Origin of the sequence: Gordonia sp. PP30, assembly GCF_023100845.1 — a bacterium.
Classification (GTDB): domain Bacteria; phylum Actinomycetota; class Actinomycetes; order Mycobacteriales; family Mycobacteriaceae; genus Gordonia.
Genome location: NZ_CP095864.1, coordinates 4,248,475 through 4,273,809 on the forward strand (window position 1 = coordinate 4,248,475; position 25,335 = coordinate 4,273,809).

General features: G+C 71.0%; 20 protein-coding genes. 10 read left to right on the forward strand and 10 right to left on the reverse strand.

All coding sequences use genetic code 11. From position 1 onward, the window contains the following. The first annotated feature begins 69 nt into the window (after window positions 1-69). Window positions 70-465, forward strand: coding sequence for a hypothetical protein (locus tag MYK68_RS19650; protein ID WP_247865408.1), 396 nt, complete (start codon window positions 70-72; stop codon window positions 463-465). 134 nt (window positions 466-599) lie between these two features. Here MYK68_RS19650 and MYK68_RS19655 read toward each other — a convergent pair whose 3' ends face one another. Next, window positions 600-1,799, reverse strand: a complete 1,200-nt coding sequence (locus tag MYK68_RS19655) for an acyltransferase family protein (protein ID WP_247865409.1) — start codon at window positions 1,797-1,799, stop codon at window positions 600-602. Window positions 1,800-1,834: 35 nt separating this feature from the next. Here MYK68_RS19655 and pgfA point away from each other — a divergent pair, with 35 nt between their 5' ends. Beyond that, window positions 1,835-3,007 carry a cell envelope lipid trafficking protein PgfA gene (pgfA, locus tag MYK68_RS19660; RefSeq protein ID WP_247865410.1) on the forward strand — a complete coding sequence of 391 codons (1,173 nt, stop codon included), beginning with the start codon at window positions 1,835-1,837 and terminating at the stop codon, window positions 3,005-3,007. On the opposite strand, the gene MYK68_RS19665 is transcribed toward pgfA, so the two are convergent. Next, window positions 2,967-4,301, reverse strand: a complete 1,335-nt coding sequence (locus tag MYK68_RS19665) for a polysaccharide biosynthesis protein (RefSeq protein WP_247865411.1) — start codon at window positions 4,299-4,301, stop codon at window positions 2,967-2,969. The genes pgfA and MYK68_RS19665 overlap by 41 nt on opposite strands. 114 nt (window positions 4,302-4,415) lie before the next feature. Here MYK68_RS19665 and MYK68_RS19670 point away from each other — a divergent pair, with 114 nt between their 5' ends. Further along, window positions 4,416-5,333 (forward strand): HpcH/HpaI aldolase/citrate lyase family protein, encoded by a 918-nt coding sequence (locus MYK68_RS19670; protein ID WP_247865412.1) that lies wholly within the window; start codon window positions 4,416-4,418, stop codon window positions 5,331-5,333. Between the two features lie 69 nt (window positions 5,334-5,402). Then, on the forward strand, window positions 5,403-7,151 hold the full coding sequence (locus MYK68_RS19675) for an MmpA family trehalose lipid delivery protein (protein WP_247865413.1): 1,749 nt from the start codon (window positions 5,403-5,405) through the stop codon (window positions 7,149-7,151). On the opposite strand, the gene MYK68_RS19680 is transcribed toward MYK68_RS19675, so the two are convergent. Beyond that, window positions 7,062-8,330, reverse strand: coding sequence for a glycosyltransferase family 4 protein (locus MYK68_RS19680; protein ID WP_247865414.1), 1,269 nt, complete (start codon window positions 8,328-8,330; stop codon window positions 7,062-7,064). The two genes, MYK68_RS19675 and MYK68_RS19680, sit on opposite strands and share 90 nt — an antisense overlap. Before the next feature lie 29 nt (window positions 8,331-8,359). On the opposite strand from MYK68_RS19680, the gene MYK68_RS19685 reads away from it, so the two are divergent. After that, window positions 8,360-9,106: a class I SAM-dependent methyltransferase gene (locus MYK68_RS19685; RefSeq protein WP_247868119.1), complete on the forward strand. Its 747-nt coding sequence runs from the start codon at window positions 8,360-8,362 to the stop codon at window positions 9,104-9,106. A gap of 9 nt (window positions 9,107-9,115) precedes the next feature. Here MYK68_RS19685 and MYK68_RS19690 read toward each other — a convergent pair whose 3' ends face one another. From MYK68_RS19690 to MYK68_RS19700, 3 genes are read right to left on the reverse strand one after another with little or no spacing between them, the layout of a single operon-like run. Further along, complete coding sequence (locus MYK68_RS19690; protein ID WP_247865415.1) at window positions 9,116-9,757, reverse strand: hypothetical protein; 642 nt, start codon at window positions 9,755-9,757, stop codon at window positions 9,116-9,118. A gap of 20 nt (window positions 9,758-9,777) precedes the next feature. Further along, window positions 9,778-12,357: an ABC transporter permease gene (locus MYK68_RS19695; RefSeq protein ID WP_247865416.1), complete on the reverse strand. Its 2,580-nt coding sequence runs from the start codon at window positions 12,355-12,357 to the stop codon at window positions 9,778-9,780. Window positions 12,358-12,359: 2 nt separating this feature from the next. After that, the gene (locus MYK68_RS19700; RefSeq protein WP_247865417.1) at window positions 12,360-13,118 is read right to left on the reverse strand and encodes an ABC transporter ATP-binding protein; all 759 of its coding nucleotides are present in this window, start codon (window positions 13,116-13,118) and stop codon (window positions 12,360-12,362) included. A gap of 224 nt (window positions 13,119-13,342) precedes the next feature. On the opposite strand from MYK68_RS19700, the gene MYK68_RS19705 reads away from it, so the two are divergent. Further along, a complete protein-coding gene (locus MYK68_RS19705; protein ID WP_247865418.1) occupies window positions 13,343-14,923 on the forward strand; it encodes an NCS1 family nucleobase:cation symporter-1 in 1,581 nt (526 codons plus the stop codon). A 125-nt stretch (window positions 14,924-15,048) separates the two neighbouring features. Here MYK68_RS19705 and MYK68_RS19710 read toward each other — a convergent pair whose 3' ends face one another. The 4 genes from MYK68_RS19710 to MYK68_RS19725 form a co-directional block, all read right to left on the reverse strand. Further along, the gene (locus MYK68_RS19710; RefSeq protein ID WP_247865419.1) at window positions 15,049-16,884 is read right to left on the reverse strand and encodes a phosphoenolpyruvate carboxykinase (GTP); all 1,836 of its coding nucleotides are present in this window, start codon (window positions 16,882-16,884) and stop codon (window positions 15,049-15,051) included. Between the two features lie 132 nt (window positions 16,885-17,016). Continuing rightward, window positions 17,017-17,358 carry a DUF6802 family protein gene (locus tag MYK68_RS19715; RefSeq protein ID WP_247865420.1) on the reverse strand — a complete coding sequence of 114 codons (342 nt, stop codon included), beginning with the start codon at window positions 17,356-17,358 and terminating at the stop codon, window positions 17,017-17,019. After that, a complete protein-coding gene (locus MYK68_RS19720) occupies window positions 17,342-18,517 on the reverse strand; it encodes a hypothetical protein (protein WP_247865421.1) in 1,176 nt (391 codons plus the stop codon). Before MYK68_RS19720 ends, MYK68_RS19715 begins: the two co-directional genes overlap by 17 nt. After that, window positions 18,514-19,278, reverse strand: a complete 765-nt coding sequence (locus MYK68_RS19725) for a hypothetical protein (protein WP_247865422.1) — start codon at window positions 19,276-19,278, stop codon at window positions 18,514-18,516. Before MYK68_RS19725 ends, MYK68_RS19720 begins: the two co-directional genes overlap by 4 nt. A gap of 101 nt (window positions 19,279-19,379) precedes the next feature. Between MYK68_RS19725 and trmB the strand changes: the two genes are divergently transcribed. From trmB to MYK68_RS19745, 4 genes are all read left to right on the forward strand, one after another. Then, window positions 19,380-20,192, forward strand: coding sequence for a tRNA (guanosine(46)-N7)-methyltransferase TrmB (gene trmB, locus MYK68_RS19730; protein ID WP_247865423.1), 813 nt, complete (start codon window positions 19,380-19,382; stop codon window positions 20,190-20,192). Further along, window positions 20,189-20,848 carry an NYN domain-containing protein gene (locus MYK68_RS19735; RefSeq protein ID WP_247865424.1) on the forward strand — a complete coding sequence of 220 codons (660 nt, stop codon included), beginning with the start codon at window positions 20,189-20,191 and terminating at the stop codon, window positions 20,846-20,848. The genes trmB and MYK68_RS19735 overlap by 4 nt, the downstream gene beginning before the upstream one ends. 76 nt (window positions 20,849-20,924) lie before the next feature. Beyond that, the gene (locus tag MYK68_RS19740; RefSeq protein ID WP_247865425.1) at window positions 20,925-24,086 is read left to right on the forward strand and encodes an MMPL family transporter; all 3,162 of its coding nucleotides are present in this window, start codon (window positions 20,925-20,927) and stop codon (window positions 24,084-24,086) included. 113 nt (window positions 24,087-24,199) lie between these two features. Further along, window positions 24,200-25,327: a lysylphosphatidylglycerol synthase transmembrane domain-containing protein gene (locus MYK68_RS19745; protein ID WP_247865426.1), complete on the forward strand. Its 1,128-nt coding sequence runs from the start codon at window positions 24,200-24,202 to the stop codon at window positions 25,325-25,327. Window positions 25,328-25,335: the final 8 nt, after the last annotated feature.

Consider the following 25,335-nt stretch of genomic DNA (forward strand, 5'->3'; position numbering starts at 1 on the left):
CGCTGTCGTTGACGGCCCCGACAGGGCAGAATGCGTAGCGACATGCTGTCTGAGCCGAGGGGAACACCGATGTCGCGAGTCAAGGCCGCCGTCCTGGCCGGATGTACCGCCGCTGCCGCCCTGACGCTGGCCGCCGCCCCGGCGCACGCCGCACCGCAGGGGAAGGTGGATCCGGGGATCGGTTTCTTCTCGATCAACCACGGTGTCGGCTGCTCGTACAGCATGACCGTCCCGGTCAACGCGTCCGGCATGGTCAGCTTCTACGACTGGAAGGGCCCGGGCTACAAGCCGCTCTTCATCGGCCGCGCGATGGCCCAGGGCGGCAACGCCGCGGTCACCTGGTGGCCCAAGCGCCAGGGCCTCCGGACGATCTACGCCGTGCAGAACGGTCAGCGTTCCACGCTCACCAAGGTCCGGGTGACCCAGGGCTACGGCTCCGGCGGCCTCTGCTTCGCGTACCCCTGATCCGCATTCCGTCCCCCCCCACGCCTTCGGTTCCCCATACGCTTTCCGTTCCCGCACACGCTTCATTGCGAGTGGCGGAACGGATTCGAGGTGGTGGGATGGAATCCGGGCGGTGGCGCGGCGGCCGGGATCGCTCAGTCGGGGATCGGGACCGGGCGGGGCGGCGACGGCGAGCGGCGGCGCTCCCAGTTCACCAGCCACCGGCGGCACGGGTCCTCGATGAAGGCGTAGCTGGCGGCGGATACCCCGACGGTCAGCACCGCGGTCAGGATCCACACGGTGGCGAAGTGGCCGTCGAAGGCGGTGATGCCGAACAGCCCGAAGACACAGGTCAGCGCCGCCAGGTGCCAGATGAAGATGCCGTACGACCAGCGGCCCATCGCCGTCATCGGTCCGGAGTCGAGCAGCCGGAACGGGCCGGCCGAGCAGACCAGCGGCGCCAGCACCGCGTAGGCGGCCACCGCGCCGAAGACGATCTTGCCGACGTACTGCCGATTCGAGAGGTCGCCGAGGCCGACCGGGCCGCCGAGCGGAGTGCAGGCGAGGCCGTACGCCACCACCGCCACGACCAGCATCAACGGGCGGTTCGCCGAGAGCGTCGTGACCCGCCGGACCAGCGGTGACGGGCGCGACAGCTCGACGGTGGCCGTCAGTTCGGCGAGGATCAGGCCGGCCAGGAACCAGGGCAGGTGCCCGAAGACCCAGTTCTTGCCCTCGACGCCGGCGGGCAGCGACAGCGCACCCACCACCCAGGCCCAGCCGAGGCTGAGCAGGCCGAGCCCGGCGAGAATCGGGATACGCCACCGGGCGCGATCGCCGCGCACGGCGATCAGCGCATAGCCGATCACCGGAAGCAGCAGGTAGAAGGCCACTTCGACGGACAGGCTCCACATCTGGGTGAGTCCGGGTGCCAGGGTCAGCGGCACGAAGACCTGGGTGAGCGTCAGGTTCGCCAGCCACACCGTCGCCGACGCGCCCCGCGCCTGCGGGAGCAGCGTGAAGACGGCGACCACGGCGACCGCGTAGGCGGGCCAGATCCGCACGAAGCGATGCCGCAGATACGCCGCGACCCGCGGCTCGGCGATCTCCGGATGTCGTGCGGCCGCGGCGTACCGGCGCCACAGCAGGAATCCGGACAGCGCGAAGAACAGGGCCACCGCGAGGTCGAGCCGGCCCAGGATCGGCCCCAGCACCGGCCACTGGATCGCCCGGGTCTGGAACGCCACGTGCGTGGTCATCACCCCGAGCGCGGCGAGCGCGCGCATCCCTTCCAGCTGCGGAAAGTAGCGCCGGTAGTCCGGGGCCCCCGGATCGGTCGTGTTCGTGGTCGTCATGCTGGGGCCAGGGTAGCGCCCAGTAGGCTCGGCTCATGCCCGACCAGCGACCGCGCCTGTCCACGCGCGACCTGCTCGGCCCCACCGCGATCTTCTTCGGCGCGCTGCTGATCGCCGTCGCCGTCGCCGTCGGACCGCTCCTCGGGGACACGCTCCGCAAGGTCCCGCTCGACATCGATCAGACGTGGGTCGCCGACGGCTCCGACGGCACGCAACTGCTGGACCGCTGTTCGCTCGACGCTCCGCGTGCCCGCGTGGTGGCGGGCGCCGTCCAGCAGCACCGCCGGATCCTGGCGGTCCGGCCGGCGAACGCCCGCGTGGTCACCTTGCAGGCCGGGACCGCACTGGGCGTGGAGCACTACCTGATCGACGGTCGCGAGGTGACGCCGAAGCAGGCGTGCGCCGAGGCCACCATCAACGCGACGGTCGACCGGGTGACCCTCGATCGCGCCACCGCCGCCCCGACCGGATCCTCGGAGATCCAGTACTCCGACCAGCGCCCCGCGGTCCCGGTGCCCGACCGCCGCGGCTACACCTACGTGCTGCCCTTCGGCTTCCGCACCGGCGGTGCGCAGTACTTCGATCCGTCCACCCGGCGCACACTCCCGATGCGCGCGGTCGGCACCGAGACCGTCGACGGCCGGCAGGCGACGCATTTCGTGATCGACGTCCCGGACACCGATCTCGCGGTGGCGCAGCAGGATCCACCCTTCGGCTCCGCTCAGGAACCGCGCGCGGTGATCCGGAAGCCGGCGGCCTGGTTCGGCACGTTCCCCGGGGTCTCGCCGACCGAGGAACTGGTCGCGACGCTGCACCACCGGGCCACCCGGGACCTGTACGTCGATCGGGCCACCGGCGTGATCCTGTCCGAACGGGCACAGATCCATGAGACCTACCGCTTCGCCGCCGACGTGACCGCGCGGAGCCCGGAGCTGGCGGGCTACGGGCTGACCAACATCGAGACCACACTGGCCTCCGACCCGCAGACCGTGCGCGACGCCGCCCGGGAGGCCACGCGTCGCGGCCGGCCGGTGACCGTCGTGACGCGCGCGGTGCCGATCACCGGCGGCGTCGCGGGGGTGGTTCTACTCGGGACCGGCTGGTGGCTGCTGCGGCGGCGGTCGCGCGAGGCCGGCGCCGGAGGTTTCGAGCCGGAGTCCGGCCCGATCAGCGATCCGGACGAGACAGAGCGATCCACAGACCGGTGACCGCGACGGCCGCGGTGGCGCTCACCGCGGCGATCAGCGCCAGCGAGAACACCGAGTGCGCCACGGTCACGATCACCACGACCTCGGCGACGATCACCAGCGACGCGGGGACCCCGCCGCGAGCCCGGTCGGCGGCGATGGCGGCCAGCAGCAGCAATTGCAGCACGGCGAGTGCGGCCCCGGTGTAGGCGAACAGCCAGAGCAGTCCGGCCACCGGCCGATAGTCGGCGGACACGATCACCGGCACCAGCGGTCCGGCGACCGCCGCACCGGCGGTGAGGACCGCCCCGATCGCGGCGAGAACCCGGGCCGCCGATCGCAGCGCCCACGCGGACCGGACCGGATCGGCCAGGCGCGGATAGACCACGACCCCCACCGCCTGCGGCAACCAGAACGCCGCCTTGGTGGCGACCGCACCGAGCGCGTAGAGGCCGGCCTCGTGCGCGCTGAGGACGCTGCGGGACAGCAGCAGGTCGATCGAGACCGCGACGATGATGACGAACTGGACACCCGACGCCGAGAGGACCGCGCCACCCAGTCCGGGCCGCCGTGAAACCGTCGTATCCGTTGGTCGCCGACCAACGGATACGACGGTGTCACGCTCACCTTCGGCGGCGCCGCGCCGGGCCCCCCGTGGTCCGCCCGCGAGGATCCCCACCAGGACCGCCGCGACCACCGTTCCGGCGGTACCGGCGGCCAGTGCGACGGCCGCTCCCCCACCCGCGCGGACCGCGACGATCACCGGCACGCTGCGCAGCACGCCGACCGTGGCCAGCAGGGCCCCGAGCACCCCGAATCGTCCGGCGCCCTGCACCAGCCCCTGCCCGCCGGCGATCACCGCGAGCGGCGCGGCCCCGGCCATCGCCGCGAAAGCCGGGGCGGCACCGGTGTGGGCGATCCCCATCATGGCGAAACCGCCGCCCACCGAGGCGACGGCGACGACCGCGGTCACCAGGGCGATCAGCCGCCACAAGACGGCGGCCGGCCGGCCGCGCACCACCTCCCGCGCCACCACGCTCTGCAGCGCGAGCGCGGGCACCGACAGCACGAGCATCGCGGACAGCAGCACCGCGAACTCGCCGTAGGCCGACGGCCCGAGGACCCGGCTCGCCGGCAACTGCACCAGATAGGCCAGCAGATTCGCCAGCAGCGACCCCGCCGTCACGACCCCCAGCGACCGTACCGTCGCCGCGCGCTGTTCCTGAGCCCCGTCGAAGGGCGGTTCCTGAGCCCCGTCGAAGGGCGGTTCCTGAGCTTCGTCGAAGGGTTCCCCCCGATCGACGACGTCTGCCATGCCGTCAAGTCTGCCCTGAACCCTCGCGCGCACCGCGCACCCATCGGCCGGCGCCGCCCCGTATAGACTGCTAGATCAAGCATTCGCACCGAAAGACAGCAGGCAGCCGACTCGATGTACGACACCGAACCCTTCACCGAGACCGACCACGCCGACGTCGTCGGATCGCGCATCGATCCGGTGCTGGCGCGCAGTTGGCTCCTGGTGAACGGGGCGCAGGCCGAGCGCTTCGAGGCGGCGGCCCGCTCGCGGGCGGACATCGTGGTCTTCGACATCGAGGACGCCGTCGCGCCGAAGGACAAGGACTCCGCCCGGGCCAACGTGGTCCGCTGGATGAACGACGGCCACTCGGATTGGGTGCGGATCAACGGTTTCGGCACCCCCTGGTGGGCGGCGGATCTCGAGGCCCTGGCCAAGACCTCGATCGGCGGCGTGATGCTCGCGATGGTCGAGTCGGTGGATCACGTCACCGAAACGGCACGACGCCTCCCGAACGTGCCGATCGTGGCCCTGGTCGAGACGGCCCGCGGCCTGGAACGCATCACCGAGATCGCCGCGGCCAAGGGCACGTTCCGGCTGGCCTTCGGCATCGGCGACTTCCGGCGCGACACCGGTTTCGGCGAGCACCCGATGACGCTGGCCTACGCGCGGTCGCGCTTCACGATCGCCGCCAAGGCCGCGAATCTGCCGTCGGCGATCGACGGCCCGACGGTCGGGTCCACCGGACTGAAACTGAGCGAGGCCACCGCGGTCAGCGCCGAATTCGGCATGACCGGCAAGATCTGCCTGACCCCCGACCAGTGCGCCGCGGTCAACGAGGGCCTCTCCCCGTCGCAGGAGGAGATCAGCTGGGCGCGTGAGTTCTTCGCCGAGTTCGAGGCCGCGGGCGGCGAGATCCGCAACGGCTCCGACCTGCCGCGTATCGCCCGCGCCACCAAGATCCTGGACCTGGCCCGCGCCTACGAGATCGTGCCGAGCGACTTCGACGAGCCCGATCACCGCCCGCCGCCGAGCGACACCTTCCACTACTGAGCCTTCGACGGTGCTGCGGGTTCTCGATGATCATGCGGAACCGTCCACGATGACCGCGCGGAACTCGCCATGATGATCGAGGACTCGACGGAGAAGCGGGTCGGTCGAGATCACCGCCCGCCGTCGGCGCCGCGCTCCACCCGCGCCGCGCTCTGGGCCGTCAGCGCCGCGGCGACCGCCGTCATCTGCTGGCCGCTCTTCGGCGGCTACCTGCTGCACCGGGATGCGGTCGCCGTCCCCCGCGTGACGCCGACGGCCGCGGCGTTCGGGATCGGCGACGCGCCGCCGCGCGCCGTCCCCCAGGACGGGGCGCTCGCACTCGCGACCACCGTGTTCGACGGCGGCTTCCTGGTCGCGGCGATCATCGCCCTCAGCCTGCTGGCGGCCGGCATCGGCTACGGGCGCCTCGCGGTCCGTCTGGTGCCCGGCGCCGGAACGGCCGGCGCCGTGGCCGCGGCGGTCGCCGGGATCTGGAATCCCTTTGTGGCGGAACGTCTTCTGCAAGGCCACTGGAGTCTGCTCACCGGATACGCCGCGCTCGGCTGGATCGTCTGCGCCGCCGGGGACGACGGCCGCCGGGGATGGCGACGGTGGGCGGTGCTCGCCGGTCTGTTCGCCGTCGCCGGTCTGACCCCGACGGGATCGGTGCTCGCACTGATCGTGGGTGTGCTCGCGGTGGCGACCGCCGGACGGGGACCGCGCGCGGTCGCCGGAACCGCGGCGCTCTGGCTGGTGACAGCGCTTCCGTGGCTGGTCACCAGTGCGCTCGGCCCGGGCTCGGCCACCGGGGTCGGCGGCGCCCGGGAGTTCGCGGCGCGGGCCGAACCCGGCCTCGGCACCTTCGGCTCGGCGCTCGGTCTGGGCGGAATCTGGAACGCCGGCGCGGTACCGGGCAGCCGGACCTCCGGATGGGCCGCCGCGGCGACCGCGTGCCTGCTGGTGGTGGTCGCGGGCGGCGCATTCTGGCTGTGGCGGCAGCGCGCCGAGGTTCCGTCCACCGCGAAAGCCCTTGCCGCCCTGGCGCTCTCGGCGGTCGTGCTGGTGACCCTCGCGGCGACCGGACCGGGACTGCACGTGGTCGACGCGCTGCTGGCGCACGTGCCCGGCGCCGGCCTGCTCCGCGACACCCAGAAGTATCTCGCGCTCGCCGTCCCGTTCGTCACTCTCGCCGCGGCCGCCGCGGCCACCGCGCTGCGGCGCTGGGTCCCGACCGGATTCGCGGTCGCCGCGATCGCGCTGCTGGTCGTCGGACCGCTCCCCGACCTGGCATGGGGTGTCGGCGGCGCACTCCGGCCGATCCACTACCCGGCCGACTACGCGAAGGTCACCGCGCTCATCGGCCGCAGCGACCGCGCGGTGGTGGTGCTCCCGGCGTCACCGATGCGCGACTATCCCTGGAACAACGCCCCGTCGCTCTCCCCGCTGCCGCGGATGCTCGACGCCCCGGTCGTCATCGGAAACGGCCTCGTGGTCGACGGCACCACCGTCGACGCCCCGCCCGCCCGGACCCGGCAGGTGCTCGACGCCGTCGGCGGCGAACTCGATCCGCGGCGACTGGCCCGGCTCGGCGTGGGCTGGGTGGTCATCGAACACGACACCCGGCCCGGCCCACACGACGCCGCCCCGCTACCCGCGCGGGAACGACCGCTGCGCGGCGACCGGTTGACCGTCTACCGGATCGACGGTGCCACGCGGTGGCCGAGCCCGGCACCGGCGGCCGTCGCGGCCTCACTGGCCGCGCACGCCGTCTGGCTCGGCTGCCTCGTCGTCGGTGTCGTGGCGGGCGTGTGGCGGCGGCGACGGAACATCGCGGCCTAAGGCCAGTAGCTCGGCGAACACCGCGGCGAAACCGTCGGCGGTCAGTTCCCACGAGTACCGGCGGGATCGCTCGCGGGCGGCCTCACCCAGCGCGGTGAGCCGGTCCCGGTCGGCCAGCAGCGCGGCGGCGGCCTCGGTGAGCCCGACGGCGTCGTCGACCAGCAGGCCGGTGCTCCCGTCGACGATCGAATCGGTCAGCCCGGACGACGCCCGGTAGCCGATGGTCGGCACCCCGTGCTGCGCCGCCTCGATCACCGCCAGGCCCCAGCCCTCCTTGCGCGAGGGCATCAGGTGCAGGTCGGCGGCGGCGAGCAGCTGGTGCTTGCGGCGTTCGTCGACGTGGCCGTGGAAGGTGACCTGTCCGTCGATGCCCAGGCGTGCGGCCTCCTCGGTCAGCGCCTGTGCCCACCATCCGCCGCCGACGACGTCGAGGTGCACGACGATCCCCCGGTCCCGCAGACCGGCGACCGCGGCGAGGGCGTGCTCCACCTGCTTGTGCGGGACGAGCCGGGACAGGACGACGAGGCGCGGCTCCGGATTCGAGAAGGCGTGCTCGTCCGGTCGGGTGGTCTCGACTCCGCTCGACCAGCATGAGGTCGCGCCGACTCCGCCGGGCAGGGGGTCGAGGCCGTTGCGGACGACCGCGATGTTCTCCGCGGCGACCCCGAGCGTCACCAGCTCGGCGGCCGACGGTCCGGAGACCGTCACATAGCGGGTGTTCCGGTGCACCCGCGGCGACAGCCACGACTCGATCCACCAGCCGATCCGCGCCAGCACCGGCCCGGCGACCGGCCATTGCTCCCGATGGCAGTGATGCACCAGCAGCACGGTCGGCGCGAGGCCGGTGAGAGCGGCGAAGAAGGGCACCCCGTTCTGCGTGTCGACCACCACGTCGGGGCGCCGTCCGCGCAGCCGGCCACGGCCGACGCGCGCCGCCACCAGCGTCGCGAAGGTCCGCGGGTACACCGTGAGGCGGCCGCCCGCCCGGATCACCTGCACACCGTCCCGGTATTCGCGGCGGGCCGAACCCGGGTAGCGCGCGGTCAGCAGGGTCACCCGCAGGCCGCGCCGGGCCAGTTCGGCACCGACGCGTTCCAGGTAGCGTTCACTGCCGCCGCCCTGCGGGTGGTCGGTGTCGCGCCAGCACAGCAGCAGCACCTCGACGGTCGGAACGCTCACCGGATCGAGGATATGCGAGAGTGGCAGTCGTGCCCGCCGACGCCTTCGCCCGCCACGCCACGTGGTCGCGTGCCCGACGCCTGCTGCACGAGTTCGGCTACGAGCAGACCGCGCCGGACCGCTTCTACTCGGCGCTCGCCGAGGACACCGCCGACATGGTGGCCGCCCTGCATCCGGTGCCGCTGGCGCGGCAGTCGGTGCTCGACGTCGGCGGCGGGCCCGGCTTCTTCGCCGACGCCTTCACCCGGCGCGGCGCCGACTATCTCTCCGTGGAGCCGGACGCGGGCGAGATGCATGCCGCCGGGATCGACCATCGCACCTGCGTGCGCGCACAGGGCGAGCACCTGCCGCTGCGCACCGCTTCGGTGGACGTCGCCTATTCGTCGAACGTCGCCGAGCACACCCCGACCCCGTGGGCGATGGCCGACGAACTGGTCCGCGTCACCCGCCCCGGCGGCACCGTCGTCCTCAGCTACACGCTGTGGTGGGGTCCCTTCGGCGGCCACGAGATGGGCCTGACGCACTACCTCGGCGGCCAGCGGGCGGCCCGCATGTACGCCCGCCGCCACCGCCGGATCCCGAAGAACCTCTACGGCGTCTCGCTGTTCCCGATCACCGCGCGGGCCGGCCTGACCTGGGCCCGCACCGTGCACGACGCCCGCCTGGAGGCCGCGTTCCCGCGCTATCTGCCGCACTGGGCGTGGCCGGTGGCGAAGGTGCCCGTGCTCCGCGAGGTCGCCGCCACCAACCTGGTCCTGGTGCTGCGCAAACGCTGACCCGCCGAATCAGTCGGTCGGCACCGATGCGCTGCACGAGATGGGGCCGCCGGTGCTGGTGGCCGAGTACAGTTCGTCCTCGCCGTGCATGATCACGCAGGTCACCTTGCCGCCGACCACGATCGCGCTCAGTTCGGCGCTGCCGCCGGAGACGGTGGTGCGCACCGACCAGGGCGCACCGGCCGCCGCCACCAGCTGCTCACCGGACGAGGTGGTGTACCGGATGCCGATCAGGTTCCCGTTGCCGGTGAACTGGTAGGTCACCGCGCCCGGTGCGGCGGTCGAGCGGGTCGGCGCGCTGGTGGAGGTGGAGGTGCTGGTCGACGTCGTCGTCGATTCCTCCGAGACCGTGGTGTCCGCGGAGGAGCTGGCCGACGCGGCCGCCGAGCCGTCGCCGGACGACCGGGTGCTGCGGAAGACCAGTATCCCGGCAATCACCAGGATCACCAGGGCGAGCAGAGCGATCAGCGACAGCATGATGGTGCGGCCGGAGCCCGGCTTCCGCGGTGGCGGCGCGGCCGGCCCGGCGGCGGTGCCGGCGTACGGCTCGGGTTCGCGGTAGTTCGGCGCCTCATACGCGCCGAACGCGGCGGACGGATCGATCGGATCCATCCGCCGCGTCGGCGGGCGCTGCTCGCTGGGATCGGTCATTTCCCCAACTTACCGGGCCGTCACTCGGTGATCGCCTCCAGCGGTTTGGTCCGCGCCGCGGAGATCGCCGGCCAGAGCGCGGCGATCACACCGACGACGGCCGAACCGACCAGGGTGATCACGATCAACGACCACGGCACGCTCAGCGAATCGATGCCCCAGTGTTTCAGCGCGTGCACCAGCGGCAGGCCGATGGCCAGACCCAGCACCACGCCGAGGAGCGCACCGAACACCGCGATGTACGTCGACTCCAGGTAGATGGTGCGGCGCAGCTGGGCGCGACTCGTACCGATCGCCCGGAGCATGCCGATCTCCTGCCTGCGCTCCACCACCGACAGTGCCAGGGTGTTGATGATGCCCAGGACCGCGACCACCAGGGCCAGGCCGAGCAGCGCGTACAGGGTCGCCATCATGCTGTCGATGAGCGACGAGAAGGCGTTCTTGAACTCCTGCCGATCCTGCACCTGCGGGGTGAGGAAGGGCTTGACCGAGTCCTCGATCTGCTTCCGGAGAGCGCTCATCGAAGAACCGCTCTTCCCGCGCACCAGCACCGTCACGGTCCGGCGCTGGGATTGGTCGGGGGTGAGCTGGTCGAACGCGTCGTTACCGATGCGCCAGTCGCCCAGCGCCTGGTTGTCCTGGTAGATCCCGGTCACCGTCACCCCGACGTCCTGGCCGGTGGTCGACGTGAACGTGACGGGGCTGCCGAGCTTCCAGTGGTACTTCTTCGCGGCCGACTCGCTGATCGCGAGGTCATGACCGCCGACGTCTTCCGACCCCTTGACCGTGTCCACCCTGAGCACGTCGCTCAGCGGCCCGCCGATCGCGGTGGCGAGCACGGTCTGCTTGTCGTTCAGCTTGGCGAAGGTCATGTCGAAGGCGACGATGGTCTTCGCGTCGGTGACGTCCTTGCGGACCGCCTCGCCGACGGCCGCGGACATGCCCTCACCGCTCGCGTTACGGACCACGAAGTCGGCGGACAGGCTCTTGTCGATGCTCGCGTCGATCGTCGACTTGAACGACGCCCCGATGGTGCCGATGATCACGACCAGGATCAGGCCGATGGTGAGCGCGAACGCCGTCGCCGCGCTGCGCCGGGGATTGCGGATCGCGTTGGTGCGGGCGAGTTTGCCGACCGTGCCGAACGGGATCTGCAACACCCGGCCGATCCCGCCCACCACGGGCTGCGACAGCGCCGGGGCACCGAGCACGACGGCGATGATCAGCAGCAACGCCGCCGCGCCGATCAGCAGCAGCGCCGCGACCCCGTGGAACACGATCCCGAGGATCAGCGCCACGATGCCCACCGCCGCGAAGCCCACGCCGACCGTCGTCCGTTTCCGCAGCGAACCCGCACCGGGCTCGGCGGCACTCATCCGCATGGCCTCGACCGGCGGGATCCGCGACGCACGCAGCGCCGGGAACAGGGCACTCGCCATGGTCACCACGATGCCGACGAAGATGGCCGCCAGGATCGCGGACACTCCGATCTGCAGACCGTTCGACGGTACGCCGGACGACGACGTGAGCAGTTGCAGCAGCGCGGCGATACCGATACCGGCGCCGAGGCCGATCGCACCGCCGATGACGCCCACCACGAAGGCCTCCAGCAGCACCGACCGCCAGATGTCCTTGCGGCTGGCGCCGATGGCACGGAGCAGCGCGAGTTCCCGGTTCCGCTGGGCGACGATCATCGAGAAGGTGTTGTAGATGATGAACGTGCCCACGATCAGACCGATGGCGGCGAAGGCCAGCAGCACATAGCGGAAGACGTTCAGGAAGGTGCCGACGGCATCCTTCTGGTCCTGCCGGACCTGCTCGCCGGTGCGGACCTTGAAGACCGGCTCGGCCTTCGGATGCTCCGGGTCCTTCGGGTTGACCAGGGCGTTCACCCGATCCCGCAGCGTGGTGTCGCTCACGCCCTTCACCGCCGACATGTCGACGGACGCGACGTACTCGCCGTCGGAGAACAGGTCCTGTGCCTGCGGCTCCCAGAACTGCACGTTCACGTAGCCGCCGGTCGCGGCGGGCATGTCGACCAGGCCCACGACGGTGACCTCGAGCGGCCGGGCGGTGCCTGCGCCGAGGGCGACGACGGTCTTGTCGCCGACCTTCAGCCCGGCCTTGTCGGCGGCCGAGCTGTTGATCACCACTTCGCCCTCGGCCTGCGGCGCGCGGCCGGCCACCAGCTTCATCCCCGCCGAGTCGACCGCCTGGTCCGGCGGCACATAGGCCGAGCCGACGCTGGGCGCACCGCCGGTCTGCAGACCGGAGCCGTCCTTCTTGGCGAGCGTCACCGAGCCGCCGTAGGCCACCTGGATCCGGTCGATGCCGAGTTGGTCCTTCTTGGCCTTGAGCTCGTCGACGACGGTGACCGGGACTCCCGGCGACTGCGCGTCGGTGGCGGTCACCTCGGCGGCGACGCCGCGCGCGACGTTGTCGAAGATGTTGTTGAAGGCGCCCTGGACCGACGCCGTGAAGATCATCGCGGCGGCCACGAAGGTGGTGCCCAGCACCACCGAGAACACCGTGAGGACCAGTCGGAGTTTGTGTGCGGCAAGGCTTCTCAGCGAAACCTTCCGCATGACGGAGGAGGCCATGGTCAGTGCTCCTCGCCCAGACCGCGCATCACCGCGAAGACGTCGTCGGCGGTCGGCTTGAGCAGTTCGTGCACCAGCCGGCCGTCGGCCAGGAAGACCACGCGGTCGGCGTACGACGCCGCGCGCGGGTCGTGGGTCACGATCACCACGGTCTGCCCGAACTCGTCGACGGCGGCGCGGAGGATGTCGAGCACCTCGCTGGACGAGCGCGAATCCAGGTTGCCGGTCGGTTCGTCGCCGAAGATGATGTCGGGCCGGCCGACCAGTGCGCGGGCGCACGCGACGCGCTGCTGTTGTCCGCCGGACAGCTCGCTCGGGCGGTGTGTCAGCCGGTCCCGCAGGCCGAGCCGGTCGACGACGGTGTCGAACCACTGCTGGTCCACCTCGCGCCCGGCGATGTCGAGCGGCAGCGTGATGTTCTCGTGCGCGGTCAGCGTCGGAACCAGGTTGAACGCCTGGAAGACGAAACCGATCCGGTCGCGGCGCAGCCGGGTCATCTCGTTGTCGGAGAGTCCCGCCAGCGTGACGTCGCCGATCCGGACGGTGCCCGAGCTGGCGTCGTCGAGCCCCGCCAGGCAGTGCATCAGGGTCGATTTGCCGGACCCGGAGGGCCCCATGATGGCGGTGAACTGGCCTGCGCCGAAGGCGATCGAGATGTCGTTGAGTGCGTTGACGACGGTATCGCCCGATCCGTAGATCTTCCTCACGTGCTCGGCACTGGCGGCGACGGTTGCCCGGGAAACCTCTGGAGATTGCGTCATGGTCACCACGGTTCCAGATGCCGGTATGTCGCGCCAATGGGGGACCACCCCCAAAACGGCCCGTAACCGGGCGGTCCGCGGTCCGGATATCCACGGCGGCCTTAACCGAGGGTTACCAGAACCGTCCGCGTTGGCAACTGCCGGGAAATATCCGGGAAACGCGTGGTTCCTATGTTTGGCGAACCCACCGCCGACGATGGCTACCACCGACCAGAGGAATACCCATGACCAACGCGGAAATCCAAGAGTTTCCGATACCGGAGATAGCCAAACACGCCGCGGGCGAGAGCGTGATCAAGCCCGGCTACGCGCCGTCACTGACCAACGAAGACCTCGCGCCTCTGAAGAAGCAGACGTGGACCTGGTACAACATCTTCGCGTTCTGGATGTCCGACATCCACAGTGTGGGCGGCTACGTCTTCGCCGGCAGCCTGTTCGCGCTCGGGATCGCCGCGTGGCAGGTACTCATCGTGCTGGTGCTCGGCATCGTCGCGGTGAACTTCCTGGCCAACCTGGTCGCGAAGCCATCGCAGCAGGCCGGCGTCCCCTATCCCGTCACCACCCGTATCTGCTTCGGAGTGAAGGGCGCCAACGTACCTGCCATCATCCGCGGCATGATCGCGGTGGTCTGGTACGGCATCCAGACCTACCTCGCCTCAACGGCATTCGGCCTGCTGGCCATCAAGTTCTGGCCGTCGCTCGCCGAGTACGGCGATTCCGGCACCCACTCGTTCCTCGGGCTCTCGCCGCTGGGCTGGGCGGGCTTCGCCATCATGTGGGTATTGCAGGCGGCGGTCTTCTGGAACGGCATGGACACCATCCGCCGATTCATCGACTTCTGCGGGCCCGCAGTCTATGTCGTGATGGTGCTGCTGGCCGGCTACCTGATCTACCGGGCAGGCTGGAGCAACGTGCACTTCGACCTCTCCGAAGGCTCCGAGTTGAGCGGCTGGTCGTCGATCACCATGATGATCTCCGCGTTTGCCCTGGTCGTCTCGTACTTCTCCGGGCCGATGCTGAATTTCGGTGACTTCTCGCGCTACGGCAAGACCTTCAGCGAGGTCAAGAAGGGCAACTTCTGGGGCCTGCCGGTGAATTTCCTGTTCTTTTCGGTGCTGGTCGTCGCCACGGTGTCGGCCGGCGCCACCGTGATCGGCAAGGACGACAGCGGCAAGATCATCACCGACCCGGTGCACATCGTCGACAAGATCGACAACACCACCGCCGCAGTCCTCGGCGTGCTGACGTTCGCGATCGCCACCATCGGCATCAACATCGTCGCCAACTTCGTGTCGCCCGCCTTCGACTTCTCCAACGTGGCGCCGACCAAGATCACCTGGCGGGTCGGCGGCATGATCGCCGCGGTCGGCTCGGTGCTGATCACGCCGTGGAACCTGTTCAACAGTCCGACCGCCATCCACTACACGATGGACACGCTGGGCGCCGTGATCGGTCCGCTGTTCGGCATCCTGATCGCCGACTTCTATCTGGTGAAGAAGCAGAAGATCGTCGTCGACGATCTGTTCACCCTCAAGCCCGAGGGCCGCTACGCGTATCGCAAGGGCTGGAATCCGGTGGCCGTGATCGCGGTTGTCATCGCCTCGATCCCGCCGATCTCGGTCGTCATCTGGGGCACCGCCTACGCGGCCAGCTTCACCTGGTTCATCGGTGCAGGCCTCGGCTTCGTCGTCTACCACGCCGGCATGCGGTACACGCCGAAGAAGTACCTCTACGGCGACTACGCCGAGGACGGCGGGCACCACTCCGACGATACGACCCCGGCCATGTCGGCTACGTCCGCCTGAGACGCTCGGGTGCCCGGCACCGGATCCGCACTCGCCCGAGCTCGCGAGACGGGCTGGATGCCCCCAGACGACGACGCCCCGGTCACCGCTGGAAGCGGGAGACCGGGGCGACGTCGAATCGTGGTTTAGGCCTTATCGGCCTCGTCGAGGCGGGTGACCAGGGCGTCGAGCTCGGACTGCAGACCGGCCGGCAGCCGATCGCCGACGAACTCGTACCACTCCTCGATGGTGGGGACCTCGGCCTTCCACTCGTCGACGTTCACCGCAAGGGCCTCGTTCAGGTCCTGCTCGGAGACGTCCAGACCGGTCACGTCGATCTCACCCGGGGCGGCGACGATGCCGATCGGGGTCTCGATGCCCTCGACCTTGCCCTCGATGCGGTCGACCATCCACTTCAGGACGCGGCTGTTCTCGCCGAAGCCCGGCCACAGGAAGCGGCCGTCGTCGCCGCGGCGGAACCAGTTCACGTAGAACACGGCGGGGAGTTGCACGCCCTCGCGCTGCCCGACGTTCAACCAGTGCTGGAAGTAGTCGCCGACGTGGTAGCCGAGGAACGGCAGCATGGCCATCGGGTCGCGGCGGACGGCGCCCACGGTGCCCTCGGCGGCGGCGGTCTGCTCGGAGCCGACGGTGGAGCCCATGAAGACGGCGTGCTCCCAGTCGCGGGCCTGGGTGACCAGCGGGACGGTGGTCTTGCGGCGGCCGCCGAACAGGATCGCCGAGATCGGCACACCCTGCGGGTCGTCCCACTCCGGGGCCAGCGTCGGGCACTGGCTCAGCGGGGTGCAGTAGCGCGAGTTCGGATGCGCCGCCTTGGTGCCGGACTCCGGGGTCCAGTCGTTGCCGAGCCAGTCGATGAGATGGGCCGGGGGCTCGCCCATGCCCTCCCACCAGACATCGCCGTCGTCGGTGCGGGCGACGTTGGTGTACAGGGTGTTGCCGGCCTCGATGGTCTTCATCGCGGTCGGGTTGGAGTCGTTGCTGGTGCCGGGGGCGACGCCGAAGAAGCCGAACTCCGGGTTCACCGCGTACAGGCGGCCGTCCTCACCGAAACGCATCCAGGCGATGTCGTCGCCGACGGTCTCGGCGCGCCAGCCCGGCAGCGTCGGCTGGATCATGGCGAGGTTGGTCTTACCGCAGGCCGACGGGAACGCGGCGGCGATGTAGTAGACCTTGTCCTCCGGGCTGATCAGCTTAAGGATCAGCATGTGCTCGGCCAGCCAGCCCTCGTCGTGGGCCATCGCCGAGGCGATCCGCAGCGCGTAGCACTTCTTGCCGAGCAGCGCGTTACCGCCGTAGCCCGATCCGTACGACCAGATCACCCGGTCCTCCGGGAACTGGACGATGTACTTGTCCGGGTTGCACGGCCACGGCACGTCCTCCTGGCCGGGCTCCAGCGGAGCGCCCACCGAGTGCAGGGCCTGCACGAAGAAACCGTCGTCGCCCAGCAGGTCGAGCACCGGGGTGCCGACGCGAGTCATCACCATCATCGAGAGCACCACGTACTCCGAGTCGGTCACCTCGACGCCCAGCTTGGGGTCGTCGGCGCCGAGCGGGCCCATGCAGAACGGGATCACGTACATGGTGCGCCCGCGCATGCAGCCGCGGTACAGCTCGGTCATGGTGGCGCGCATCTCGGCCGGATCCACCCAGTTGTTGGTCGGGCCGGCGTCCTCTTCGGTCTTGCTGCAGATGAAGGTGCGCGACTCGACGCGGGCGACGTCGGCGGGGTCGGAGAGAGCCAGGAACGAGTTCGGCTTCTTCTCGTCGTTCAGCTTGACCATGGTGCCGGCCTCGACCAGCTGAGCGGTCAGGCGATCCCACTCCTCGTCGGTCCCGGCGACCCAGACCACCCGGTCGGGCTGCGTGAGCTCGGCGACCTCCGCGACCCAGGCCAACAGGCCGGCGTGATTCGTGGGCGCGCTACCGGCTTCCAGGCCGGGAATGGTCGCAGCGGTCATTGAGTGTCTCTCCTCGTATTGCTGACTCCGCGCAGTTCACCACGCCTGCACGGTCGCCAACATGATACCGCCGGGAGGCACCAACCGGACACATGCCCCGTCCCCGATGGGACCCGCGTGCCCGGTGAGGCGTCAGCCGAAGCGTCCCAGCTGTGTCGGCTGCCATACCCCGGTGGCCGGATCCAGATCGCTCACCGCGCAGTGCCCGGACGGATCCAGTTCGGTGATCCGGTCCACCCGGCCGTCCAGATCGGTGTCGGTGTAGACGGTCAGATGCGCGGCGGTCCCCCTGGTCAGCGAATCGGCGACGCCGTCCGCGTCGGCATCGAGCTGCGCCGGCCCCAGATCCCAGGCCGAGCTCCCGTCGAACAGCCACAGGTGGTCGTCGAGCGGGTGCCCGCCGGACCCGCCCGCAGCGCCCTGACCACTGTCGTTGAGAGATTCCTCACCCGTCAGATCAATCCAGTCGTTCATGGCCCACTCCTTCGTTTCTAGAAGGTTGGACGCACCAGCGGGCCGTTCGGTTCCACGACTCGCGGGTGAGTTCAGCTTCGGCCGCCCCGATCAGACCGGCGACGGCGTGTTCCAGACCGCCGCGGACCGCGGCGACGGCCTCCGCGGTGGAGCGTCGTGCGGCGGACCGCGTGGCCGCCTGCCGCCGGACGGCGACCACCCCGGCGGCGATCGCCAGCCCCACGAGCACCGTCAGTACGGTGCCCGGCGCACCCAGTCCGGCCCACCGCACCAGCGGGGCGACGGTGACCCGGCCGAGCCCCAGACCGGCGGATCCGCCCAGCGCCAGGACCACCAGATCCTCCGGAGACAGCCGCCGGGCGGGGGCATCGGGCACGACGACGTCCGCGGTCCCCGACGGCGACGGCGACGGCTCCGGCACCCGCACCCCGGCCAGCGCGGCGGCCCGGACGTGGTCGACGCCGCCGCGTACCTCGGCGTCGAGGCGATCCCGGTACTCCGTTAGCGTCCCGGCCAGCCACGCCCGGTACGGATCGGCACCGCCCCGGCCCAGCCGCTCGCACGCGGCATCGGCGAGCCTGGTCACCTCCAGGGCACCGGCGCGGATGTCGGCGGCGGCCTGCGTGCGCACGGCGGCCAGTCCGGTCCGGGCCCCGGCCAGGCGCTCGGCGCGCAACCGGGCGCGGGCGCGCTCGGCGCCGGCGGGCGACGGCGCGGGGTCCGGCGGCCTGGGGGTCGCCGACGGCTCGGCGGTCTCCGCCGGTTCAGCGGCCTCGGCCGGGTCCGGGTCCGCACACCAGGCGGCCAGCGCCGTCAGCCCGGATCCGTCCCGGTCGCCGGCGCGCGCGGCCTCCAGCGAGACCGCGAAGACCGGCAGCCGGTGCCGCGGATCCAGCGCGTTCCGGGCCGCCGCGAGCCGGCGCGGCCAGTCCGGATCGAGACCGGCACCGACACCGACGAGCGCCACCTCGCGCGCCGGCCCGCCCGGCTCGGGCGCCCGCAGGCCGGCGAGCAGCGCACGTTCGGCGGCACCGGCCGTCGTCGTCAGGTCCAGGGCCAGCAGCGCGACCGGCGGCCCGGTCCCGGGCAGGAGAACGGCCAGCTCCGCCGGTTCGGCACCGGCGAGCCCGGCCACCGTCACGACGTCCGCGCCGCTCATCGCGGCACTCCACGCATCGCCAGCCGCGCTTCGACGGCGTCCCGGCCGGGGCCGCGGGCCGCCAGCACCGTCGACTCGGCCCGGTGGCGTCGTTCCCGGGCGGCCGCGATGCCCGGCGCGCAGGCCCGGATCGGTCCGACCAGCGCCGCGAAACCGCTGCGCGCCCGCACCGCCGCCGTCATCGCCTGCCCCGTCATCGCATCGGGGCCGAGCCGCGGCGAGCGCGCGGCGGCGGCCAGCGCGCACGCCAGGCCGGCCGGGCCGAGTTCGCGGAGCGCGCGGTCCCGCAGCGCTCGGTCGGCGGCATCGCGGGCCGCATCCGGGAAGGCCACCGCGGGCACCGGGACCCGTTCACCTGCGCCGGCCCACCGGCACAGCGCCGCGGCCAGGCCGTCGTCGATCCGGGCCGCCGCGAGGAGCCCGGACACCGGATAGACCGGGCGGCCCAGGGCGACGGCGGCCGCCTCAGCGAGTTCCCGGGCACGCTGGGGATCACGGCGCAGGTCCGCCTTCCCGGCGACCACCACGCACGGCCGTCGTTCCCCGGCGAGAAGCTCCCGGTCGCAGTCCCGCGCGACCGCGCCGAGCACATGCACCACCAGATCGGCGCCGGGATCATCGCCGGCCGCCGCCCACACCCCGAACTCGGTCCGCAGGCCCAGCGCGACGGTGTCCCGTCCGCCGCCGGGATGGCCGGTCACCACCGCGGTCAGCGGTGCGCGCCGGCGTCGTTCCAGCTCATCGGCCGTCGTTTCGGTCATGCCAACCTCCCCCGAGTCAGCCCGTCCGGCCGTGCCGGACGCCCCTTGACGACGCTACGCGCCCCGCCGGTTCGGGTGTCGGATATGGCTAATGGCGCAGAATGCGCCACGATGGAGCGGTGAACACCGACGCCGCCGCGCCCGGCGCCCCCGACAGCGACCGCTCCCGCCTGTACCCGCGCGTCACCAGCTTCCGCTTCCGGCGCGGCAGCCTGACCGCCGGACAGCAGCGCAACTGGGAGACGCTGTGGCCCGTCCTCGGTCGCGATCTGCGTACCGGCCCGGACCGCGCCGACGAGCCGCCTCTCGACGCCGGGGAATGGTTCGGCCGCCGCGCACCGCTGATCATCGAGGTCGGCAGCGGTACCGGCATCTCCACCGCGGCGATGGCCGCCGAGGAGCCGGACGCCGACGTCGTCGCCGTCGAGGTGTACCAGCCCGGCCTGGCCCAGTTGCTCGGCCTGATCGACCGCGGCGGCCTGACGAACGTCCGGATGATCCGCGGCGACGCGACCGTGGTGCTGACCGAGCTGGTCGGGCCCGACTCGCTCGACGGTGTCCGCGTCTTCTTCCCGGATCCGTGGCCCAAATCGCGCCATCACAAGCGCCGCTTCCTGCAGTCGGGCACCATCGAACTGATCGCCGACCGCCTCAAGCCGGGCGGCATCCTGCACATCGCGACCGATCACGCCGACTACGCGCAGTGGATCGCCGAACTCCTGGCCACCCAGGATCCGTCTCGCCCGCACGTGATCCCGCTGACGTACGACAGCCCCATCCTGCTGGAGCGGCCCACCACCAAGTTCGAGGGCCGCGCCGAGCGCGAGGGCCGCGAGGTCAACGAGTTCGTCTACGTCAAGCCCGTGCCGCGCGACAAGCCGGCCGCCGACGACACCCAGGAGGATCCGGCATGACGCCCACGGCCGACCTGAGCCCCACCCTCACCGGCACCAGCCCGGCCCGGCGCGTCCTTCTGGTCTGGGACGCCCCGAACATGGACATGGGTCTCGGCGGAATCCTCGGCGGCCGGCCGACCGCCGCGCATCGGCCCCGGTTCGACGCCCTCGGCCGCTGGCTCCTGGGCCGCACCGCCGACCTGGCGGAGACCAGTGAGGAGCCGGTCGAGCCCGAGGCCACCGTCTTCACCAACATCGTCCCGGGCAGCGCCGAAGTGGTGCGCCCGTGGGTGGACGCCCTGCGCAACGTCGGTTTCGCGGTCTTCGCCAAGCCGAAGATCAGCGACGACAGCGACGTCGACCAGGACATGCTCGACCACATCGCGCTGCGCGAGCACACCACCGGCCTGGCCGGGGTCTTCGTGGCCTCCGCCGACGGGCAGGCGTTCCGGGAACCGCTGCTCGAGCTGGCCCGGCAGGGCGTGCCGGTCACCGTCATCGGGTTCCGCGAGCACGCGGCGTGGGCGACGACGTCGACCGAACTCGAGTTCATCGATCTCGAGGACATCCCGGCCGTCTTCCGGGAACCGCTACCGCGGATCAGCCTCGACGCCCTGCCCGACGACGGCGCCTGGCTCACCCCGTTCCGGCCGCTCAGCGCTCTGCTCAAGTAGTCCCACAAGGGCTTTTCTCAGGCTCGCCTGCAAGAATGCCCGACGGGGTTTTGTCCGCGAGAAGGAAGGAACCGGCGTGTTCGGATCCATCGGCTCATTCGTGTACCGGATGCGCTACACCGTCATCGCCGTATTGATCGTGCTGATGGGCGGCCTCGGCATCTACGGTCTGGCGCTGCCGAAGTACCTCTCGCAGAGCGGCTGGTTCGACCCGACCTCCGAATCGGTGACCGGTTCGGTGATCGCCGACCAGTCCCTCGGCCGCGACCACAAATCCGACGCGCTGCTGGTCATCACGCCGCCGAAGGGCACCGCGATCAGCGATCCCGCGTTCGGCGCGAAGGTCGAGAAGATCGTCGACGACCTGGTCGCCAAGTACCCGAAGATCATCAGCCGCGAGAGCCCGGACGATCCGAGCGACACCTCCAAGGCCGGCCTGCTCGATCCCTTCCCGGACGGCACCGGCGCCGGCGCCACCGCGCAGCAGCTCAAGCGCGACCGGATGTGGAACCTCAAAGAGAACGTCGGTTTCATCTCGATCGGCATCGTCGGCAACGACGACACCACGATCCTCAACAACTACAAGACCATCGAACCCTTCTTCGACAACCTGTCCGAGAAGTACGACATGCCGGGCACCACCTTCGAGCTGGCCGGCCTGCAGCCGATCGCCGGCGCGATGAGTCACGGCATGGAACAGGACATCCACCGCGCCGAGTTGATCGCGCTGCCGGTGGTCGCGGTGATGCTGCTGTTCGTCTTCGGCGGCATCGTGGCCGCCGTGCTGCCGGTCCTGATCGGCGGTCTCACCATCGCCGGATCGCTCGGCATCATGACGATCCTGGCCCAGATCACCGAGCTGAACGTGTTCGCCCAGTCGGTGGTCACGCTGATCGGCCTGGGCATCGCCATCGACTACGGCCTGTTCATGGTGAGCCGGTTCCGCGAGGAGATCGCCGAGGGCTACACCGTCGAAGCCGCGGTCCGAAGATCGGTGATGACGGCGGGCCAGACCATCGCGTTCTCGGCCACCATCATCGTGGCCGCGCTCGCCTGCCTGCTGATGTTCCCGCAGCCGTTCCTCAAGTCGGTCGCCTACGGCGCGATCGCGTCGGTGGCCCTGGCCGCACTGCTGTCGGTCACCGTGCTGCCGGCCATCCTGGGCATCCTGGGACGCCGAATCGACGCGCTGAGCGTGCCCGCCCTCAACCGCACCAAGACCCGCGAGGAGATCGAGAACGGCTTCTGGGGACGTCTCTCCGGCTGGGTGATGCAGCACCCGCTGCAGACCGCGATCCCCACCGTCCTGCTGCTGCTCGCGCTGATCATCCCGTTCGGCAACATCGCCTTCGGCGGTATGAGCGAGGCGTACCTCCCGCCGAACGACCCGCACCGCGTCGCGCAGGAGCACTTCGACAAGTACTTCCCGGCCGAGCGCACCGAGGAGATCAAGCTGGTCGTCGTCTACAACCCGGATGACGAACAGGCGACGGCCAAGATCCAGGCCATCGCCGACGAGGCGAACAAGGTCCCCGGTTTCACCAAGAAGTTCTCGCCGACCACCGACGGCGGCGGTCTGCAGGGGTCGTACTACAACAACCCGGACAGCGGCTACGCGGTGCAGCAGATGTCGGCCGGTCTGGCCGATCGCACCACCGCCGCCGAAGCGATCCACGAGCTGCGGTCGATCAACAACCAGGGTCTGCGCGTCTACGTCGCGGGTATGCCCGCGCTGACCCAGGACTCGATCGACTCGCTGATGCGGCTCCTGCCGTACATGGCGATCCTGCTGGTCCTGGTGACCGGTCTGTTGATGTTCCTGGCGTTCGGCTCGATCATCCTGCCGATCAAGGCCGCGCTGATGTCGGCACTCGGCCTCGGTTCGACGCTGGGCATCCTGACCTGGATGTTCATCGACGGGCACGGCGCGACGCTGCTGAACTACACCCCGGGCCCGTTGTTCGCGGCCGTCCTGGTGCTGATCATCGCGATCGTCTACGGCCTCTCCACCGACTACGAGATATTCCTGCTCTCCCGCATGGTCGAGGCCAGACAGCAGGGGGCGTCGACCACCGAGGCGATCCGCGTCGGCACCGCCCTGACCGGCCGCATCATCACCGCGGCCGCCGCCATCCTGGTGGTGGTGACCGGCGCGTTCGGCCTGTCGAACATCGTGATGATGAAGTACATCGCCTTCGGCATGATCGCCGCGCTGATCCTCGACGCCACCGTCATCCGCATGCTGCTGGTGCCGTCGGTGATGAAGCTGCTGGGTGACGACTGCTGGTGGGCCCCGCGCTGGATGCTCAAGCTGCAGCGCAAGATCGGCCTCGGCGAGACGATCCTGGAAGACGACCCGGCCTCGAAGGAGGTGGCGGTGGTCGCCGCCGGCAGCACCAGCGCCGGGGGCGTGGTGGCCGTCGCCCAGGCCGAGACCACCCAGTTGCGGGCGCAGCCGCGGGCCGATCGTCCCGCCGCCGGGCAGGCCGAGCCGCGTGGACTGCGCGCCCTGGCCCGCCGCGGCCGGAAGGACCACGACGCCGAACCCGACGTCGTCGCGGCGTCCCCGGCCGACGACGCCGACGAGGCGGCACCGCCGTCCGGGCCGTCGATCGCCCATCCCGCGAACCCGATGTCGGGCGAGCATCCGCTGGCCGAAGGGCACCTGGAGGATCTGGTCGACGCTCCGCGCGCGTCGGACACCGGCGCGGCGGCCCGCGGCGGCGCCGGACCGGACACCGGTTCGTGGCGCCTCGGCGCGGGCGGGGTCCGGCTGGACAACCGCGATCTGCGTCCGCGGCCGCAGCCGCCGACCGGTCCGCAGCGCAGGCCCGCCACGCAGCCCGGTCAGCCCCATCCGGCCCCGCGGCCGCAGGGACCGGCCGGTGCTCAGCAGCCGGCGACCCAGCAGCCGACCGCGCAGCGGCCCGTCGCGCCGCGACCGCGCCCCCAGCGCCCGGCCGCACCCCCGGTCCAGCCCGCCCGGCCGCAGCCGGCCCCGTCGGCCACCCAGCCGCCGTCCGGTCCGCAGCCGGCCGCCCCGCAGCCGCCGGTGACGCCGCGGCCGCAGTCCGGCCCCTACCCGGGCACCGTGCCCGCGGGTCCGCCGACCATGCCGCCGCAGTACGGGCACCCGGCCGAGACCACGTCGCGGGAGCGGCGCGCCGACCGGAACGACCAGATCAGCGTGCAGGATCTGCTGCGCCGCAGTCGCGGTCAGGACACCGACGGCGACTGAGCGGTTGGTGCCAGGCGTTCCTGTGACACAAGTGTCGTGTGTCGAAAATTCATCGACGGTATGCCGCGGCAGCCATTCGACAATTTTCGACACGCGACACTAGGGTGCTGAGCATGGCCGACGAGACCGGAGACGCCGACGGCCAGGAGGCACCGGCCAAGCGCACTTGGAACTGGAAGCGCTGGCTCCGCATCGGCACCCCGATCCTGATCGTGGTGATCCTGGGGGTCGAGGCCTGGATCGCCTGGCCGCACATCGCGCCGACCTGGCACGAAGGACACCCGGGCAGCCGGCTGAGCGACATCCGCTGGTGGTGGGTGGCCGCGTGCATTGTCGCCGCCATGCTGTCGATGGACAGCTACGCGCAGGTGCAGCGCGTCCTGATGCGGTCGGCCCATGTCCGGGTCCGCCAGCGCGAGTCGCTCGCGGTGATCCTGGCGTCCAACTCGATCTCGCAGACCATGCCGGGCGGCCAGGTGTTCGCGCCGGCGTTCATCTACCGGGAGAGCCGCAAGTGGGGCGCGTCCCCGGTGGTCGCCTCGTGGCAGCTGGTGATGTCGGGTCTGCTCGCCGGTGCGGGCCTGGCGGTCCTCGGCCTGGGCGGAGCTCTGCTCGCGGGCGCCAAGACCAGCGCGTTCTCCGTCTTCTTCAGCGTCGCCGTGTTCATCGCCTTCGTGGTGGTGATGCAGTACATCGCGTCGCGGCCGGAGATTCTGGAGGGTCTCGGCGTCCGCATTCTCGGCTGGGTCAATCACATGCGCGACAAGCCCGACGATCACGGCGTGGCCCGGCTGCACCGCATTCTGGCTCAGCTGCGCGCGGTCCACCTGAACAAGCGCGACGGTGCCAAAGCGTTCGGCTGGAGCCTGTTCAACTGGGTCGCCGACGTCGCCTGCCTGGCACTGGCCTGCTACGCCCTCAACGCGCACCCGGGCTTCGCCGGCCTGATGGTCGCCTACGCGGCGAGCAAGGCCGTCGGCAGCGCGATCCCGCTGCTGCCGGGCGGCATCGGGGTCGTCGAAGCCGTCCTCGTCCCCGCCCTGGTGCAGGCCGGGATGTCGACCGCCGACGCGTTTCTCGCGGTGATCCTCTACCGCATCGTCAGCTATGTGCTGGTCTCCGCGATCGGCTGGGTGGTGATCGCCATCCGATACCGCGCCGAGATCAAGTCCCGCGACGACATCCAGCACGAGATGGCCCGTGAGGAAGACGACTTGGGCGCCGGGCCCGAGAGCGCCTGAGGCGGCCG